Annotated in this window: 19 protein-coding genes and 1 tRNA gene; 11 read left to right on the forward strand and 9 right to left on the reverse strand. The window is 72.0% G+C overall.

Annotation, left to right across the window (positions count from 1 at the left end; translation table 11 throughout):
* Nucleotides 1-5: 5 nt before the first annotated feature.
* Entirely contained in the window at nt 6-1,229 is a 1,224-nt protein-coding gene (locus tag DEI93_RS03815) for a beta-ketoacyl-[acyl-carrier-protein] synthase family protein (RefSeq protein ID WP_111119807.1), read from the reverse strand.
* Nucleotides 1,230-1,356: 127 nt separating this feature from the next.
* Between DEI93_RS03815 and DEI93_RS03820 the strand changes: the two genes are divergently transcribed.
* Together DEI93_RS03820 and DEI93_RS03825 are read left to right on the forward strand one after the other, a co-directional pair.
* On the forward strand, nt 1,357-2,340 hold the full coding sequence (locus DEI93_RS03820) for an NADPH:quinone oxidoreductase family protein (RefSeq protein ID WP_111119806.1): 984 nt from the start codon (nt 1,357-1,359) through the stop codon (nt 2,338-2,340).
* A gap of 105 nt (nt 2,341-2,445) precedes the next feature.
* Entirely contained in the window at nt 2,446-3,390 is a 945-nt protein-coding gene (locus DEI93_RS03825; protein WP_111013799.1) for an SDR family oxidoreductase, read from the forward strand.
* A 6-nt stretch (nt 3,391-3,396) separates the two neighbouring features.
* Here the strand turns inward: DEI93_RS03825 and DEI93_RS03830 are convergent, their stop codons facing one another.
* From DEI93_RS03830 to DEI93_RS03850, 5 genes are all read right to left on the reverse strand, one after another.
* A complete protein-coding gene (locus tag DEI93_RS03830; RefSeq protein WP_111026505.1) occupies nt 3,397-4,200 on the reverse strand; it encodes an enoyl-CoA hydratase/isomerase family protein in 804 nt (267 codons plus the stop codon).
* Between the two features lie 47 nt (nt 4,201-4,247).
* Entirely contained in the window at nt 4,248-5,312 is a 1,065-nt protein-coding gene (locus DEI93_RS03835) for a beta-ketoacyl-ACP synthase 3 (RefSeq protein WP_111009962.1), read from the reverse strand.
* A 102-nt stretch (nt 5,313-5,414) separates the two neighbouring features.
* A complete protein-coding gene (gene orn, locus DEI93_RS03840) occupies nt 5,415-6,050 on the reverse strand; it encodes an oligoribonuclease (protein ID WP_111009960.1) in 636 nt (211 codons plus the stop codon).
* Nucleotides 6,051-6,149: 99 nt separating this feature from the next.
* Nucleotides 6,150-7,355: an MFS transporter gene (locus DEI93_RS03845; RefSeq protein WP_258368572.1), complete on the reverse strand. Its 1,206-nt coding sequence runs from the start codon at nt 7,353-7,355 to the stop codon at nt 6,150-6,152.
* Between the two features lie 80 nt (nt 7,356-7,435).
* Entirely contained in the window at nt 7,436-7,867 is a 432-nt protein-coding gene (locus tag DEI93_RS03850) for a MarR family winged helix-turn-helix transcriptional regulator (RefSeq protein WP_111009956.1), read from the reverse strand.
* A gap of 110 nt (nt 7,868-7,977) precedes the next feature.
* Here DEI93_RS03850 and DEI93_RS03855 point away from each other — a divergent pair, with 110 nt between their 5' ends.
* From DEI93_RS03855 to DEI93_RS03865, 3 genes are all read left to right on the forward strand, one after another.
* Nucleotides 7,978-8,268, forward strand: a complete 291-nt coding sequence (locus DEI93_RS03855; protein WP_111009955.1) for an oligoribonuclease — start codon at nt 7,978-7,980, stop codon at nt 8,266-8,268.
* A gap of 55 nt (nt 8,269-8,323) precedes the next feature.
* On the forward strand, nt 8,324-8,587 hold the full coding sequence (locus DEI93_RS03860) for a glutaredoxin family protein (RefSeq protein WP_111009954.1): 264 nt from the start codon (nt 8,324-8,326) through the stop codon (nt 8,585-8,587).
* 65 nt (nt 8,588-8,652) lie between these two features.
* Nucleotides 8,653-8,724, forward strand: a tRNA-Arg gene (locus DEI93_RS03865).
* Between the two features lie 67 nt (nt 8,725-8,791).
* Here the strand turns inward: DEI93_RS03865 and DEI93_RS03870 are convergent.
* A complete protein-coding gene (locus DEI93_RS03870) occupies nt 8,792-10,105 on the reverse strand; it encodes a hypothetical protein (RefSeq protein ID WP_111009952.1) in 1,314 nt (437 codons plus the stop codon).
* An 85-nt stretch (nt 10,106-10,190) separates the two neighbouring features.
* Entirely contained in the window at nt 10,191-10,454 is a 264-nt protein-coding gene (locus DEI93_RS03875; protein ID WP_111009950.1) for a hypothetical protein, read from the reverse strand.
* 204 nt (nt 10,455-10,658) lie between these two features.
* On the opposite strand from DEI93_RS03875, the gene msrA reads away from it, so the two are divergent.
* From msrA to DEI93_RS03905, 6 genes are all read left to right on the forward strand, one after another.
* Nucleotides 10,659-11,186, forward strand: a complete 528-nt coding sequence (gene msrA / locus DEI93_RS03880) for a peptide-methionine (S)-S-oxide reductase MsrA (protein WP_111119804.1) — start codon at nt 10,659-10,661, stop codon at nt 11,184-11,186.
* Nucleotides 11,187-11,240: 54 nt separating this feature from the next.
* A complete protein-coding gene (locus DEI93_RS03885; RefSeq protein ID WP_111009946.1) occupies nt 11,241-11,468 on the forward strand; it encodes a methyltransferase in 228 nt (75 codons plus the stop codon).
* A gap of 94 nt (nt 11,469-11,562) precedes the next feature.
* Entirely contained in the window at nt 11,563-12,237 is a 675-nt protein-coding gene (locus tag DEI93_RS03890; RefSeq protein WP_111009944.1) for a single-stranded DNA-binding protein, read from the forward strand.
* An 89-nt stretch (nt 12,238-12,326) separates the two neighbouring features.
* Nucleotides 12,327-12,818: a DUF6993 domain-containing protein gene (locus DEI93_RS03895; RefSeq protein ID WP_146242799.1), complete on the forward strand. Its 492-nt coding sequence runs from the start codon at nt 12,327-12,329 to the stop codon at nt 12,816-12,818.
* Nucleotides 12,819-12,877: 59 nt separating this feature from the next.
* The gene (gene ettA, locus DEI93_RS03900; RefSeq protein ID WP_111009941.1) at nt 12,878-14,563 is read left to right on the forward strand and encodes an energy-dependent translational throttle protein EttA; all 1,686 of its coding nucleotides are present in this window, start codon (nt 12,878-12,880) and stop codon (nt 14,561-14,563) included.
* 17 nt (nt 14,564-14,580) lie between these two features.
* On the forward strand, nt 14,581-15,048 hold the full coding sequence (locus DEI93_RS03905; RefSeq protein WP_258368554.1) for an acyl-CoA thioesterase: 468 nt from the start codon (nt 14,581-14,583) through the stop codon (nt 15,046-15,048).
* A gap of 62 nt (nt 15,049-15,110) precedes the next feature.
* On the opposite strand, the gene DEI93_RS03910 is transcribed toward DEI93_RS03905, so the two are convergent.
* Complete coding sequence (locus DEI93_RS03910) at nt 15,111-15,851, reverse strand: SDR family oxidoreductase (protein ID WP_111119803.1); 741 nt, start codon at nt 15,849-15,851, stop codon at nt 15,111-15,113.
* Nucleotides 15,852-15,895 lie beyond the last annotated feature (44 nt).

Below are 15,895 nucleotides of genomic sequence, written 5' to 3' on the forward strand. Positions count from 1 at the left end.
CCGCCCTACGCCCGCGCGAACACGAGCGACGCGTTGTGGCCGCCGAAGCCGAACGAGTTGAGCAGGGCGACCCCGGTGTCGACCGTCCGCGGTGTCGTCGCCACGTCGACCTCGACCTCGGGGTCCACGGCGTCGACGTTCGTCGTCGGCGGGACCGTCCCGGTCCGCAGGGCCTCGACCACGGCCACCGCCCCGAGCGCGCCGGACGCCCCGAGCAGGTGCCCCGTCATGGACTTCGTCGACGTCACGACGGGGTGCGCCCCGACGGACGACAGGATCGCGCGTGACTCGTTGAGGTCCCCGAGCGGCGTCGAGGTCGCGTGGGCGTGCACGAACCCGATCTCGGACCCGGGGACACCCGCCACCCGCAGGGCGAGCGTCATGGTGCGCGCCTGGTTGTCCGGGTCGGCCTGGACGATGTCGTGGGCGTCGCTCGTCACGGCCGACCCGTCGAGCCACGCGAGCACCCGGGCGCCGCGTGCGCGGGCGTGGTCCTCGGACTCGAGCACGAGCATCGCCGCCCCCTCGCCGAGCACGAAGCCGTCGCGGTCGGCCGCGAACGGCCGGGAGGCACGGCTCGGGTCGTCCTGCCGCCGCGACAACGCGCGGGTCTGGGCGAGCGCCGCGAGCGTGAGGCCCTCGACGCAGGCCTCGGTGCCGCCGGCGAGCACGACGTCGGCCGCGCCGGACGCGATGAGCATCCGCGCCTGCCCGAGGGCCTCGGTGCTCGACGCGCACGCGGACACGGGCGCACTGGCTCCGCCGCGGGCGCCGATCGCCATCGAGAGCCAGGCTGCGGCGCCGTTCGCCATCATCATCGTGACGGTGTGGGGGAGCACCTTCCGGGATCCCGACCGCTCGAGCGCGTGCTGCTGCTCGATGGTCGAGTGCAGGCCGCCGATCGCGGTGCCCACGACCACGGCGGCGCGGTCCCGGTCGTCGTCGGTGAGGGGGCCGGCGTACCCGGCGTGGGCCCACGCCTCCCGGCCGGCGACCATGGCGATCTGCTCCGCGCGGTCCATGCGCTTCGTCTCGCGCACCGTGAGGTGCGCGCCGAGGTCCGCGTCGACGCGCGCACCGATGCGGACCGGCAGCTCCGCCGCCCAGTCGTCCTCGATCAGGGCGACACCGGAGCGACCGGCGAGGAACGCCGCCCAGGTGCTCGGGGCGTCGGCGCCGACGGGGGAGACGGCGCCGAGGCCGGTGACGGCGACGCGGGTGCTGGTCATGCGGTCCATCCTCGCAGCGGGTCCGGGGGTCGAATCGGTGGAGGTCCCACCACGGTTCGGCGACCGGACGGTGGTGATCCTCCAACGAGCGGTCCGCCGTGTTCGGAGCCGCGGCTAGGCTCGTCGGGTGCAGGCGATCGTCATCGAGCGGCTGGACGGTCCCGACGCGGCGGTCGTCCGAGACGTCCCGGAACCCGGACACCACCACCACCGTGCGGGCGGCGTCCGGGTCGTCGTCGAGGTCCGTGCGGCGGGCCTGAGCGTCATCGACGTCCTGCAGAGCCGGGGCCGCTACCAGTACGGCACGCCCACCCCCTACGTGCTCGGCAGCGAGATCGCGGGTGTCGTGGTCGAGGCGGACCCGGCGAGTGGCTTCGCGGTGGGCGACCGCGTCGGCAGCATCGTGTTCTGGGGCGGCATGGCCGAGCGGGCGGTCGTCGCGCCGGACTACACGGCGAAACTCCCCGACGACATGTCGTTCGCCCAGGGGGCGGCGGTGTACCTCAACTACTCGACCGCCTGGTTCGCGCTGCACCGGTCGGGCGTCCGTCCGGGAGGCACGGTGCTCGTCCACGGTGCGGCCGGCGGCGTCGGGACGGCCCTGCTCGACCTCGCCGACGCCTTCGGCGTCCGCGCGATCGCGGTCGTCTCGTCGGACGACAAGGCGGAGCTCGCGCGCCGGGCGGGTGCCGACGAGGTCATCCGGTCGGACGGCCCCTGGAAGGACGACGTCCTGCGCCTGACCGACGGCCACGGGGTCGATGCCGTGCTCGACCCCGTCGGCGGCGACCGCTTCACCGACTCGCTGCGGGCGCTCCGCACGGGCGGGATGCTCGTCGTCATCGGGTTCGCCGGCGGTTCGATCCCCGAGGTCCGGGTGAACCGGCTGCTCCTGCGGAACCTGTCCGTCACGGGGATCTCGATGGACACCATGGACGCCGAGTACCCCGGCACGCTGTGCATGGTCCGCGACGCCGTGCAGGACCTCATGGCGGCGGGACGGATCCACCCCGTCGTCGGACGGGTGTTCCCGTTCGTCGAGGCCGCCGACGCGATGCGCCTCATCGAGTCCCGCGACGCCCTCGGCAAGGTGGTCGTCACCGGCCCGTGACCGGACGGGGCGGGGACCGCCCTCCTGGTAGCGTGCTGAACGGCAGTGACACGGTGTCGACCCGAACGACACCGGCTGCCGGGTGGACCGGAACGGTGGTGGACCTTGGCACGTGGACCAGCGGACGGTGAGCGGCGCGATCCCTACTCGCCGACCCTCCTCGAGGGCGATCGGATCCTCGTGACCGGCGGCGGGTCCGGCCTGGGCAAGGCGATCGCCGGCGCCCTCGTCGCCCACGGGGCCGAGGTCGTGCTCTGGGGCCGCCGCCGCGCCGTGCTCGACGCCGCCGCGAGCGAGATCGCGATGCTCGGTGACCCGTCGCGGATCGTCGTCGACTCGGTCGACGTGCGTGACGCCGAGGCCGTCGACGCCGCGGTCGACCGGATGCACGCCGGGGGTCGTCCCCTCACCGGGCTCGTCAACGGCGCCGCCGCGAACTTCATCGCCCCGACCGAGTCGCTGTCCGCACGCGCGTTCGCCGCGGTGACATCGACGGTGATCAACGGCTCGTTCCACGTCACGCACGCCGTCGGTCGCCGATGGATCCGCGAGGGTCTCCCCGGCGCCGTCGTGTCCCTCCTGACCACGTGGGTCGAGACCGGTTCGGCCTACGTCGTGCCGTCGGCGATGTCGAAGGCCGCCGTGAACGCGATGACGATGTCGCTCGCCGTCGAGTGGGCGCACTACGGGATCCGGTTGAACGCCGTCGCGCCCGGTCCGGTGCCGACGGAGTTCGCCTGGGACGTCCTCGACCCCGGGGACAGTTCCGTCATCGGGGCCACCGACGTGCGCGGCGTCCCCGCGGGCCGGTTCGGGCGCCCCGACGAGGTCGCGAACCTCGTCATGTTCCTGCTGTCCGACGCGTGTGACTACCTGACCGGCGAGACGATCGCGATGGACGGCGGGCAGCGGCTGGCCGGACCGTCGACGTTCTCGGACCTCACCCACCTCACCGCGGACGACTGGGCCGCGATCCGCGCTCGGGGCAAGGCCGCTGCGGCCGCGACGAAGGCGCAGCAGGCGGAGGGCGCCGGGGCCGACCAGCGGTAGGGGCGGTCACTGCCCGGTGAACTCGGGCGGGCGTCGGTTCAGGAAGGCGTCGAGCGCCTCGGCCATGTCCGCGGTCCGGGACAGCAGCGCCTGTCCTCGGCTCTCGTACTCGACCGCCGCGGCGTACGACCCGATCTCGAGGTTGTGCTGCAGCGCTCGCTTCGAGAACCGGACGCCCGACGGCGAGTTCCCCACGATCGCGGCCGCGGTGGCCAGCGCCTCCTCGAGCAGGGACTCCGCCGGGACGACGCGCGACACGAGTCCGATCCGCTCCGCCTCGGCGGCGTCGACCGCGCGACCGGTCAACGTGATCTCCGCGGCGCGGCCCGACCCGATCACGCGTGGGAGGAGCCAGGACAACCCGAGATCACCGGCGGACAGGCCGATCCGGACGAACGACGCGACGAAGGTGGCCGTGGGGGAGGCGAGTCGGATGTCCGCCGCGAGGGCCAGCGAGAACCCGCCACCGGCGGCCGGACCGTTCACCGCCGCGACGACGGGGATCGGCAGGGACCGGAGGCCGACGAGCGCGCGTGCCGCGGCCTCCTGGCGGGCGAGCATCCCCATGGCGGTGAGCTGCGGGAGCTCCTTCGCCTCGTCGAGGTCGTAGCCGGACGAGAACCCCCGGCCGGCGCCCGTGAGCACGAGCACGCGGACGTGCTCGTCGCGGGCGAGCGATGCGGCGAGCTCCTCGAGCTCGGCGAACATCCCGACCGTGATCGCGTTGAGCCGCTCCGGGCGGGACAGCGTCGCCAGGACGACGCCCGGCGCGGGGCGGGTCACGACGACGGTGGGCTGGTCGGCGGTCACGGTGCTCCTCGGTTCGGCGGGCGCGGCGCCCGCCGACGTCCAGGGACTCACACGGCGACCGGTTCCGCGACCGGGACGGGCGCGCCGGGTCCGGCGACGCCCACGTGCTCGGGCAGCCGCACGACCTGCGCGGCGTACGCCAGCCCGGCGCCGAACCCGAACTGCAGGGCGATCTGGCCCGGCTGCGCGAGTCCCTCGCGCAGCAGCCGCTCGGTCGCGAGCGGCACCGACGCGGACGACGTGTTGCCCGTGTCGACGATATCGCGCGCGACGATGACGTCGTCGGCGAGTCCGAGCCGGTCGTGCAGTCCCTCGACGATCCGGAGGTTCGCCTGGTGCGGCACGAAGACCTCGATGTCCTTCGGGGTCAGGCCCGCGTCCGCGATCGCCTTGAGCGCGAGCTCCGGCAGCGCCGTCTGCGTCCACCGGTACACGCTCGGTCCGTCCTGGCGCGCGGTCGGCCACGGCACGCGCTCGTCGTCGGCGGCGTACTTGAAGTCGAGCCACGAGTGCGTCAGCCCGATCGCGCCGTTGAGGCGGCCGTCCGACCCCCACACGGTCGGGCCGATGCCGGGGGTGTCGCTCGGTCCGACGAGTGCGGCACCCGAGCCGTCACCCATGATGAACGACATCGTGCGGTCGGTCGGTTCGATGAAGTCGGAGATCTTCTCGGCACCGATCACCAGGACGTGCCGGGCGAGCCCCGAGCGGATCATCGCATCCGCTTGGCCGATCCCGTAGCAGTAGCCCGCACAGGCGGCGTTGGCGTCGAACGCGGCGGTGCCGGGTCCGGTGCCGAGCCGATGCGCCACGAGGGGCGCCATCGCGGGCGTGGTCTGCATCCACGAGATGCTCGCGACGATGACGACGTCGACCTGCTCGGGGTCGATCCCGGCGGCATCGATCGCACTGCGCCCGGCCTGCTCGGCGAGGTCCTCGACCAGGACCTCCTTGCGCGCGTGCCGACGCGTGACGATCCCCGTGCGGCGGCGGATCCACTCGTCGGACGAGTCGATGGAACCGACGAGGTCGTCGTTCGGGACGACGAGGTCCCCGCGGACGCCCCCGACGCTGATGATGCGGGAGGCCGTGGTGGTGGTCGCGCTGCGCATGGTGCTGGACACGCTATGTGTTCGAGGCGGCCCGGCTCGGGGTTTGGTGACCCCAGTCCGGGGCGTCCGCGTCGAGCGGACAGTCCGGCGCCGCGCTGCCGGTCAGGCCTGCGGTGCGGCCAGCCGGGACTCCCACTTGTCGACGACCTGCTCCGCGATCCCGCGCACGTCCTCGGTGGCCGGCCCCGGCTCGGCGACGAACCCCGCGCGCCGGTAGTACTCGAGCTCCCGGATCGACTCGAGGATGTCGGCGAGGGCGCGGTGGCCGCCGTGCTTCTCCGGTGCGTTGAAGTACACGCGCGGGAACCAGCGGCGGCAGAGTTCCTTGATGCTCGACACGTCGACGCTGCGGTAGTGCAGGTGGTTGTCGACCCGGGGCATGTACCGCGCGAGGAACGACCGGTCGGTGCCGATCGTGTTGCCCGCCAGCGGTGCCGAGCCCTCGGCGGGGACGTGCCGCAGGATGTACTCGAGCACCTGGTACTCCGCGTCGGCCAGGCTCACGCCGTTCGGGATCTCGTCGATGAGGCCCGAGGTCGTGTGCATGTTCCGCACGAAGTCGTTCATGTTGTCGAGTGCCGACTGGTTCGGCTTGATGACGATGTCGAAGCCCGGGTGGACCGGCTCGAGGTCGAAGTCCGTGACGACGACCGCGACCTCGACGAGTTCGTCGGCGTCGAGGTCGAGCCCCGTCATCTCGCAGTCGATCCAGACGAGGCGGTCGTGTGACGTGGACATGTGCTCGATCCTATGCCGGTCCGGTGACGGTCCTGGGGGTGGGGTCGGGCCTCCCGGCCGGGCCGCGTGCGGTCGGGAGGCGCGGCGGACGTCCGGTGGTCAGCTCACCTCGCCGGCGCTGACGGCCTCCGCCTCGATGCGCTGGGGCTCGGGTCCGTCGTCGACGCGGCGGAGTGCGCGCGCCGCGACGAGTGTCACGACGAAGGCGACCGTGACGGACGCGCCGGCGAAGACGTACGCGGCACTCGGGGCGATCGCGTCCGCGAGCAGCGTCGCGACCGGCGGGGCCACCGCGCCGCCGATGAACCGGACGGCCGAGTAGGCGCTCGACGCAACGGCACGGGGCAGGTCCGTGGCCTCCATGACGCTCTCGGTGAGGACGGTGTTGAGCACGCCGAGCACGAGACCGCCGATCACCACGCAGATCACCAGGCCGACCTGGCTGTGCACCACGACCGCCGCCGCGAACAGGTCGAGCGCCAGCAGCGGCAGCGCGAGCCGGAGCACCGACGTGCGCCGGAGCCGGGCCGTCAGCATCGGCGCGACCCACACCGAGGTGACCGCGAGGCCGACACCCCAACCGAAGAAGGTGAACCCGATGCCGAGCGCGTCGAAGCCGAGCGGGTACGGCGTGTAGGCGAGGAGCACGAAGAAGCCGATGTTGTAGAACAGCGCGGTCGCGGCGAGGGCGGCCAGCGCCGGACGGCCGAGCGCGCGGAACGGGGCGGACAGCGGGGTGGGCGACGGCTTCTCCACCCCGTTGCCCCGGAGGAACACGAGGATCGCCACGAACGCGATCGCCATGAGCGTCGTCACGCCGAAGAACGGCCCGCGCCAGCTGATCGACCCGAGGAGCCCGCCGACCAGCGGACCGATCGCGATGCCGAGCCCGAGCGCCGCCTCGTACAGGATGATCGCCGAGGCCGTCCCGCCCGACGCCGCACCGACGATCGTGGCGAGCGCGGTCGAGATGAAGAGCGCGTTGCCGAGCCCCCACCCGGCGCGGAAGTCGATGATGTGCCAGACGCTGCCCGACGTGGCGGCGAGCACCGAGAACAGCACGATGAGCGCGAGCCCGATCATGAGCGTCTTTTTCGCGCCGATCCGGCTCGAGACCCAGCTCGTGAAGAACATCGCGACGCCCGTCACTGCGAGGTAACTCGTGAACAGGAGCTCGGTCTGCGTCGGCGTGGCCTTGAGGGACTGCGCGATCGCCGGGAGGATCGGGTCCACGAGCCCGATGCCCATGAACGCCACGACGCAGGCGAAGGCGATCGCCCAGACCGCCGAGGACTGCTTGAGGATGCTGCTGCTGCTGCTGCTGCTGCTGCTGCTGCCGTGGCCGGTGGGGCCGTGGCCGGTGGCGGTCGGTGCTGCGTGGTCCGTCACGCGGGTGTCTCCGTCCTGACCCTCGCCGTGACGAGGGTCGCTGCTCGGTGCAGGGTGTCCCACTCGTCGGGGTCGAGGTCCGCGAAGAGCGGACCGACCTCGCGCGCGAGGGTGGCGCGCCAGTCCCGGATGGCCTGGTGGCCGGCGTCGGTGATCGTGATGAGGCCGGCCCGGGAGTCCTCCGGGTCGGTGGTCCGGCTCGCGAGGCCGTCCGTGACCATGCCCGCGACGAGCTTGGTCATCGTCGGCTGGCTGACCCGGCTGACCGCGGCGAGCTCGCCGAGGCGCATCGTGCCGTCGCTGTCGAGGATGCCGAGGGTCCGCCACACGGCCGACGAGGTCGTGTTGCCGCTGGCGCGGGCGGCGCGACGGATCAGTCGATTCACGGACACGAGGAGCGTCTCGATGGTGGCCTCGCGATCGTCCATGCCGACAATTGTATAGCCGAGCTATGTACCGGACAAGAGCCGTCCTCCCGACCGTCCTCGTGGTGCCCGATGCGCGGGCCGCTCGATGCCCCGACTGGTAGAAGGGACGAATGAGCGACATCACCATCCACGAGGGCGACGAGTACACCGCCATCTACCACGACGGCCCCTTCAACGGCACGACGGACACCCGCACCGCGACGAGCGACACGTGGGACGACGAGGTGACGGCGTTCGCGATCGTCGACGGACTCGAGACCGCGTTCACCTACAAGGCCGAGAACGCCAAGCAGGTCGTCGACCAGGTGCACGTCGACTACCGCTGGGACGCCGAGCACTCGGACCCCGTCGACGCACTCGAGAACCGGGGCGACCGCACCGGCGAGTTCGACCGCCCCTGACCCGCGTCGGCCGGCCTCCGGGAATGGCGGCCGGCCGGATCGCGTTCGGCCCGGCATGCACCTCGACCTGTACACGTCCGCGTTCTGCGCCCCCTGCGCCGCGGCACGACGGGTCGTCGGTGAGGCACAGCGGCTCGTCCCCGCGCTCGAGGTGCGGGAGCTCGACGTCGCGGCGCACCCGGACCGGGTCGAGGCGCTCGGCATCCGCTCCACGCCGACCATCGTCATCAGCGGGGCGGACGGTGACGAGGTGTTCCGTGCCGCAGGGGTCCCACGACCGGACCAGCTGCTGACGGCGCTCGCCCGCGCGCTGCCCTGACGCGTCCCCGCCGTCCCGGCACGCGCCCGTCGCCGTCCACGGCCACGCCGTACAATCGCTCGCAGGCCTCCGTAGCTCAGTGGAAGAGCAGATGGTTTCTACCCATCCTGTCGCGGGTTCGAATCCTGCCGGGGGCGCGACGACGAACGGCCGCCCCCGTCGAGGGAGCGGCCGTCCATGTGGTCCGTCTGAGCGGGCGCTCGATCAGTCGTCGTCCTGGTCGGCCCGGCGCCGGAGTTCCGCCGCGCTGACCGGTGAACCGTACGGCGCCTCGTCTGTTTCGTCGGGATCGGCCGGCTCGACCGGCGCGTCCGCGATGCGGGTCGGGATCGACGTCGTGTTCGTGGTCGCGGGCCCGGCCGCGTCGACCTTCGGGTCCGTCAGCTCGCCCGCCGGTCGGCCGTGCTCGCCGGACTCGTCCGCGCTCACCGGGACGACCTGAGCCGGGGCCGGGGCCGGGGCCGCAGCCGGGGACTGGGTCGCCGGACGCTCCGACGTCGACGGTCGTGCGACGGCCACTGCCGGCACCACGGCCGTCTGCCGGTCCGCCTCGGTCCCGCCGGTACCGGACACTGCCGCGCCGGACGGCGTCACCGCTGCCGATCCATCGGCTCCCGCCTCGCGGTCCGGCGTCCCGACCGGCCGTGCCGAAGGGGCGCGGTCCGCCGGGGCGCTGCTGTCTGCCGAAGCACTGCGGTCGGTCAGTGTGCCGCGAGCTGCCGATGCGGCGCGGTCGGGCAGGGGGCTGCGATCCACACGGGGGAGCACCGGTGCGATCGGCGCCGGACGCGGAGCGGTCCCCGAACCGACCGTCACCCCACCGGCGGCGTCGGCGGTCCCGCTCGCCGCGGTCGTGCCCGTCGCGGTCGTGCCCGTCGCGGTCGTGCTCGCCGCGTCCGAGCGCCCGGCGCGGAGGGGCGTCGTCGTGGCACCGCGCTCGGCACCGGATCCCGCCCGTACCGCCTCGGTCTGGTCCGCGTTCCACTCCTGCTGGCGCTTGACGAGGTCGGCGTCGGGGTCCGGGCTCTCGAACTTCCAGCGCTCCAGGTCCGCGCGGAACAGCTTGCGTGCCCTGGACGGCCGCGCCTGCCACTCGAGCATGCGGTCACGGAACTCGGACAGCGACTGTTCGGCCTGGAAGCTGAAGGTCGACGAGTGCTTCTTGATGTCGGCGATCTCGTGCTGCGCCCAGTTCGCCGCCACGGGTGCACCGACCACGGGCAGGAGCCGCAGCCGGATGTCGGCGTCCTCGGCCAGGTGATCCGCGTAGGAACGCTCGTCGTGGCCCAGCGCACCCCAGGTCGCGGCCTTGCGGGCGGCGGAGATGACGCCGGCGACGGCGGCGTTCTTCGCTTCGCGCTCCTGCATCGCCACGACGCGCTTGGCGGCACCGCGACCGATGAGGGCCGCGACGATCCCCGCGACGACGATCGCGACGAACGGGATGATCGCGCCCGAGATGAGTCGCCACCCATGGGCCGAACCCGACCAGTCGATGAAGCTGTTCCACCATTGCATGTGCGCACCATATCCATGGCTCACGGCGCCGTCGGCGTGCGACAGGCCATTGCGGAGAACCGCCCCGCGGAGGGTCCGATCGGTGTCACCAGCGCAGGCAGTCGACGGCGTCGTCCGGGTCCCACACCGTGGGGAGCGCCACGAAGCGACGCTCGGCGGGGACGTATCGGCGCGCTCGGTACGCCGGAGCGCCCGCGACCTCGACGCGGTCCACGTACCCGACGATCTCGCCGTTCGCGCGGGTCACCCGGCTCAGGTCCTCACGCACGTCGAGGACGCGGAGGCCGCCACGGGAACGCGCGACCGGCCGTGGCGTCCCGATCCGCCAGGGAGCTGCTGTCGTCTCCAATGTCGCCTCCTCGTCCGCCAGGCGGTTCCCGGCTCGACGACGACGCTAGGAGCACCCGCCGACAGCGCAGCGCGCGACCGCGACCGGTGTGGACGACGGGCGCCGTGCCTCCCGTGTGGAGGGCGGGCCGGGGAATGGCGAGGGGCCCGTCGTCGTTGACCACCCAGCCGGGAGTCGCCCGGCCGCGGAAGGTAGGTTGCCCCCATGACGACGTTCGTGCTCGCAGGTGGTTGTTTCTGGTGTCTCGACGCGGTGTACCGCACGCTCCAGGGCGTGCAGGACGTCGTGTCCGGTTACGTCGGCGGGACGGTCGCCGACCCCTCGTACGAGCTCGTGTGCACCGGCCGGACCGGGCACGCCGAAGCGGTCGCCGTCATCTTCGACGAGACCGTGATCCCCGCCGACGTCATCCTCGACGTCTTCTTCACGCTGCACGACCCGCGCCAGCTCAACCGTCAGGGCGCCGACGTCGGCACCCAGTACCGGTCGGCGATGTTCCCGGCCGACGACGAGCAGCGTGCCCTGTTCGAGCGCGCGATCGAGCGTGCGGCTGACATCTGGGACGGCACCATCGTCACGACGATCGAGCCGCTCACGGAGTTCTACCGGGCCGAGGAGTACCACCAGGACTTCTTCGCGAAGAACCCGGGTCAGGGCTACTGCATGGCCGTCGCGGTGCCCAAGGTGAACAAGGTGCGCCGGGCGTACGCTCAGTACATCCTGGCGTCGTAGCCGGACACCGATCCGGTCGTCGGACGGCGCGGGACCACGAGGAGGTGGTCGACGATGACGACGACGGACGAGCGTGTCACCACACGCACGACGGACACCTGGGTCGCTATCGGACCGGCCGGTGCGGTGGGCAGCATCCACCGCACCGAAGCCGGGTTCCGCGTCGCGCTCTACGGCCGGGAGGATCGACACGCGTCGTACCCGACGCTCGAGTCGGCGAAGCGTGCCGTGCACGCGGCGCTCGGGCCATTGGCCGAGCGGCCCGAGTTCCGCGCCCACTGACCGGACGTCGTCCCCAAGGGACCCGTCGAGGCGGTTGTCCACCGGTGTGGTCGACAGCGCCTCGCCGCGTTGGGCCAGGCCCGACGATCGGGGCATGAACGACACGATCACCATCCGCGGCATCGTCGCGACCGAACCACGGCACCTCGTCACGGGGACCGGCCTGGCCATCACGAGCTTCCGACTGGCGTCGCCGTCGCGGCGGTGGGACCGCGCCAACTCCGCCTGGGTGAACGGCGACACGAACTGGTTCACGGTCACCGCGTTCCGCAGCCTGGCGTCGAACTGCACCGGTTCCGTCGTCAAGGGGGACCGGGTGCTCGTCGCGGGGCGGTTGCGGGTCCGGACGTGGGAGCGCCAGGACCGGTCGGGGCTCGCGGTCGAGATCGACGCCGACGCAATCGGGCACGACCTGGCCTACGGGCGCGGTCAGTGGCGCCGCACGCCGCGGCAGACGGCCGACGAGATGGCGGCTCCGGGTGACGCGCCGTCGGCCGAGGAACGCGCGGTGGCCGGTGCCGTCGCGGTCGAGGTCGCAGCCGGCGCGCTGGGGGCGACGCCCGGTGCCGACGACGCTGGCTCCATGGACGGGAACCTGGACGACGGCGGCCCGGATGGCGACGGTCTCGCCTCGACACCGGGGATGTTCGTGGCACCGGAGTTCGCGGGCGTGGGCCCCGACGGCGTCGTGCCCGACGACGACGCCGCACCGGCCCCTGGCCCGGACCGTCACGACCCCTCGGCCCTCGCGGTGGACGCCACGGCGTGACGGGCAGTGGTCTCCCGGCCCGCCCGGGTCCTGCCCGTACACTGGTGCGGCGCCGCCGGGGGGACCGCCGTCGCAGGAAGGACGCGTCCATGCGAGGCAGGCTCCCGATGGTCCTGGCGATCACGATGCTCGCTGGGATCGGCGTGAGCGCCTGCACGGGCGGCGGTGACCACGACACGGTGTCCGCACCGCCGAGCAGCAGCGTCTCCGCGAGCACGACGGCCACGGCGATCTCGACCCCGACGGACGTCCCCGTCCCGACCGCGACGATGGACGCCGCCGCCATCGCGGCGAAGGGCCGGTTCGACGACGCCGCGCACACGCTCACCACGTCGAACGCGCACCCCGACGACGCGGCGATCGTGAACTCCCTCGTGAACGCGGGGTTCCCGAAGAAGGCGATGCAGATCACGCCGGACACGACCTCGATCGGTCGCGCCGCCGACTCGATCCAGGTGTCGGTGCTCGTCGGGTCCACCTGCCTCATCGGTCAGTTCCGCGGCGCGGCGTTCGTGAGCGAGACGGCTCCCGTGCTCAGCACGGGCAAGTGCCTGATCGGCAAGACCGAGAGCATCCAATGACGCCGGTGGTGATCACCGCCCCCGCTGTCCTCCGTACCCCTCAGTAGACTGGACGAGACATGGCTGAGTACATCTACCAAATGGTCCGCGCCCGCAAGTCGGTCGGCGAGAAACTGATCCTCGACGACGTCACGATGTCGTTCCTGCCCGGCGCCAAGATCGGCGTCGTCGGCCCGAACGGCGCTGGCAAGTCGACGATCCTCAAGATCATGGCCGGCCTCGACCAGCCGTCGAACGGCGAGGCCAAGCTCACGCCGGGGTTCACGGTCGGCATCCTCATGCAGGAGCCGGAGCTCGACGAGGACAAGACGGTCCTCGAGAACGTGCAGGAAGGCGTCGGCCCGATCAAGGCCAAGCTCGACCGCTTCAACGAGATCTCCGCCCAGATGGCCGAGCCGGACGCCGACTTCGACGCGCTCCTGGCCGAGATGGGCACCCTGCAGGAAGAGATCGACGCGGCCGACGCGTGGGACCTCGACTCGCAGCTCGAGCAGGCCATGGCGGCGCTCCAGTGCCCGCCGGCGGACGAGGTCGTCTCGCACCTCTCCGGTGGCGAGAAGCGCCGCGTCGCCCTCTGCAAGCTCCTGCTGCAGAAGCCCGACCTGCTCCTGCTCGACGAGCCGACGAACCACCTCGACGCCGAGAGCGTGCTGTGGCTCGAGCAGCACCTGCAGCAGTACCCCGGCGCCGTCCTCGCCGTGACCCACGACCGGTACTTCCTCGACCACGTCGCCGAGTGGATCGCCGAGGTCGACCGCGGACGGCTCTACCCGTACGAGGGCAACTACTCGACGTACCTCGAGAAGAAGCGTGCGCGCCTCGAGGTGCAGGGCAAGAAGGACGCCAAGCTCGCCAAGCGTCTGTCGGACGAGCTCGACTGGGTGCGGAGCAACTCCAAGGGCCGCCAGGCGAAGTCGAAGGCCCGCCTCGCCCGCTACGAGGAGATGGCGGCCGAGGCCGAGCGGACGCGCAAGCTCGACTTCGAGGAGATCGTGATCCCCGTGGGGCCGCGCCTCGGCTCGCAGGTCATCGACGCGGCCAAGCTGCACAAGCAGTTCGGCGAGCGGATCATCATCGACAACCTGTCGTTCACGCTGCCGCGCAACGGCATCGTCGGCGTCATCGGCCCGAACGGCGTGGGCAAGACGACGCTGTTCAAGACGATCGTCGGCCTCGAGCCCCTCGACGCCGGCGACCTCAAGATCGGCGAGACCGTCGACATCTCGTACGTCGACCAGACGCGCGGCGGCATCGACCCGAACAAGAACCTGTGGGAGGTCGTGTCCGATGGCCTCGACTTCATCCAGGTGGGCAAGACCGAGATCCCGTCGCGCGCGTACGTGTCGCAGTTCGGGTTCAAGGGCCCGGACCAGCAGAAGAAGGCCGGCGTGCTCTCCGGTGGTGAGCGCAACCGACTGAACCTCGCGCTGACGCTCAAGCAGGGGGGCAACCTCCTGCTCCTCGACGAGCCGACGAACGACCTCGACGTCGAGACCCTCGGCAGCCTGGAGAACGCCCTCCTCGAGTTCCCGGGCTGTGCCGTGGTCATCACCCACGACCGGTGGTTCCTCGACCGCATCGCGACGCACATCCTCGCGTGGGAGGGCGTGAACGAGGACGGCGTGCCGAACTGGTACTGGTTCGAGGGCAACTTCCAGGCCTACGAGGAGAACAAGATCCAGCGCCTCGGCGCCGATGCCGCCAAGCCCGGCCGGGCGACGTACCGCAAGCTCACGCGGGACTGACGGTGGCACGACTGCGCGTGCCCGTCCGCATCCGGTGGAGTGACATCGACGCGTACGGGCACGTCAACAACTCGGCGATGCTCCGGCTCCTGGAGGAAGCACGCATCCTCGCGTTCTGGGCGCCGGACCCCGAGGAACTCGAGGGCACGTCCGAGACGCCGCCGCCGATCATCGACGGTCGCCCCGGATCCGGGACGTTGACGGTGATCGCCGGACAGCGACTCGAGTACCTGCAGTCGATCCCGTACCTCCGGCGGCCGCTCGACATCCAGATGTGGGTCGGGCGGATCGGCGGGGCGAGCATCGACGTCTCGTACGAGGTCTGCTCGCCCGCCGGTACTGACCCCTTCGTCGTGTTCACCCGGGCGACCACCTCGCTCGTGCTCGTCGACGCCGAGACGAACCGCCCGCGCCGCCTCACCGACGTCGAGCGTGCCGCGTGCGAGGCGTACCGCGAGGAGCCCGTGGCGTTCTCGCGCCCGTAGGACCGTCGTGGGCGACGGCCGGTGCCGCCGCCCACGACCCGCTTGCCGGGTTCGGCTGCCGGTCAGCGCCCGGGCAGGTTCGCGAGCGCTGCCGACCGTCGTGCCACGAGGTCCGCGTACGTGCCGTCACGCTCCGCCCAGCGGTGCATCTGCACGCCCTGCACCAGGATCTCGTGGGGCGTCGGGTCCTGGGTGAGCAGGTCGGTCACCTCGTCCAGGAACCCCTCCAGCGGCAGGGCCGCGGGGTTGACCGCGCCCTGGTTACCCGTGTCGACCGCGGGCGGGACGAGCTCGGTGACGGCGACCCCGGTGCCGGCGAGCTGCGCGCGGAGGGCCTCCGAGTACGCGTGCACCCCGGCCTTCGACGCCGCGTAGCTCGCCATGAGGGGGAACGGGAGGAACGCGATCCCCGACGTCACCGTGATGAGGTCACCGCCGCCACGCGCGATGAGGTGCGGCGTGAACGCATCGATGACCCGGATCGTCCCGAGGAGGTTGACGTCGACGGTCACCGCGGTCTGCGCGAAGTGGGCCGGATCGCGGAGGTCCTCGAGGAGCATCACCCCCGACATCGTGACGACGACGTCGAGGTCCGGGTGGTCCCGCAGCACGGTGTCGCGTGCGTGGAGGACGGAGGCCGGATCGGTGACGTCGACGACGACGGTCTCGAGGTCGTCGACCCGGTCGACGTTCCGCCCGCCGACGACGACGGTGCTGCCCGCCGCGGCGAACCGTCTGGCGAGTCCGAGGCCGATGCCGGAGGTCCCTCCGACGATGAAGACGCTGCGTCCGTTGATGTCCATGGTGCTCTGCTCTCTGTCTGGTGACGGGGACATGAGCATCGTGG

Source organism: Curtobacterium sp. MCBD17_035, from assembly GCF_003234815.2.
GTDB lineage: Bacteria > Actinomycetota > Actinomycetes > Actinomycetales > Microbacteriaceae > Curtobacterium.

Bases quoted from the DNA above. Each gene is read 5' to 3' on its own strand.
- DEI93_RS03815 (WP_111119807.1), bottom strand. From the start codon at position 1,229: ATGACCAGCACCCGCGTCGCCGTCACCGGCCTCGGCGCCGTCTCCCCC.
- DEI93_RS03835 (WP_111009962.1), bottom strand. From the start codon at position 5,312: ATGCGCAGCGCGACCACCACCACGGCCTCCCGCATCATCAGCGTCGGG.
- orn (WP_111009960.1), bottom strand. From the start codon at position 6,050: ATGTCCACGTCACACGACCGCCTCGTCTGGATCGACTGCGAGATGACG.
- DEI93_RS03850 (WP_111009956.1), bottom strand. From the start codon at position 7,867: ATGGACGATCGCGAGGCCACCATCGAGACGCTCCTCGTGTCCGTGAAT.
- DEI93_RS03855 (WP_111009955.1), top strand. From the start codon at position 7,978: ATGAGCGACATCACCATCCACGAGGGCGACGAGTACACCGCCATCTAC.
- DEI93_RS03860 (WP_111009954.1), top strand. From the start codon at position 8,324: ATGCACCTCGACCTGTACACGTCCGCGTTCTGCGCCCCCTGCGCCGCG.
- DEI93_RS03870 (WP_111009952.1), bottom strand. From the start codon at position 10,105: ATGCAATGGTGGAACAGCTTCATCGACTGGTCGGGTTCGGCCCATGGG.
- msrA (WP_111119804.1), top strand. From the start codon at position 10,659: ATGACGACGTTCGTGCTCGCAGGTGGTTGTTTCTGGTGTCTCGACGCG.
- DEI93_RS03885 (WP_111009946.1), top strand. From the start codon at position 11,241: ATGACGACGACGGACGAGCGTGTCACCACACGCACGACGGACACCTGG.
- DEI93_RS03890 (WP_111009944.1), top strand. From the start codon at position 11,563: ATGAACGACACGATCACCATCCGCGGCATCGTCGCGACCGAACCACGG.
- DEI93_RS03895 (WP_146242799.1), top strand. From the start codon at position 12,327: ATGCGAGGCAGGCTCCCGATGGTCCTGGCGATCACGATGCTCGCTGGG.
- ettA (WP_111009941.1), top strand. From the start codon at position 12,878: ATGGCTGAGTACATCTACCAAATGGTCCGCGCCCGCAAGTCGGTCGGC.
- DEI93_RS03910 (WP_111119803.1), bottom strand. From the start codon at position 15,851: ATGGACATCAACGGACGCAGCGTCTTCATCGTCGGAGGGACCTCCGGC.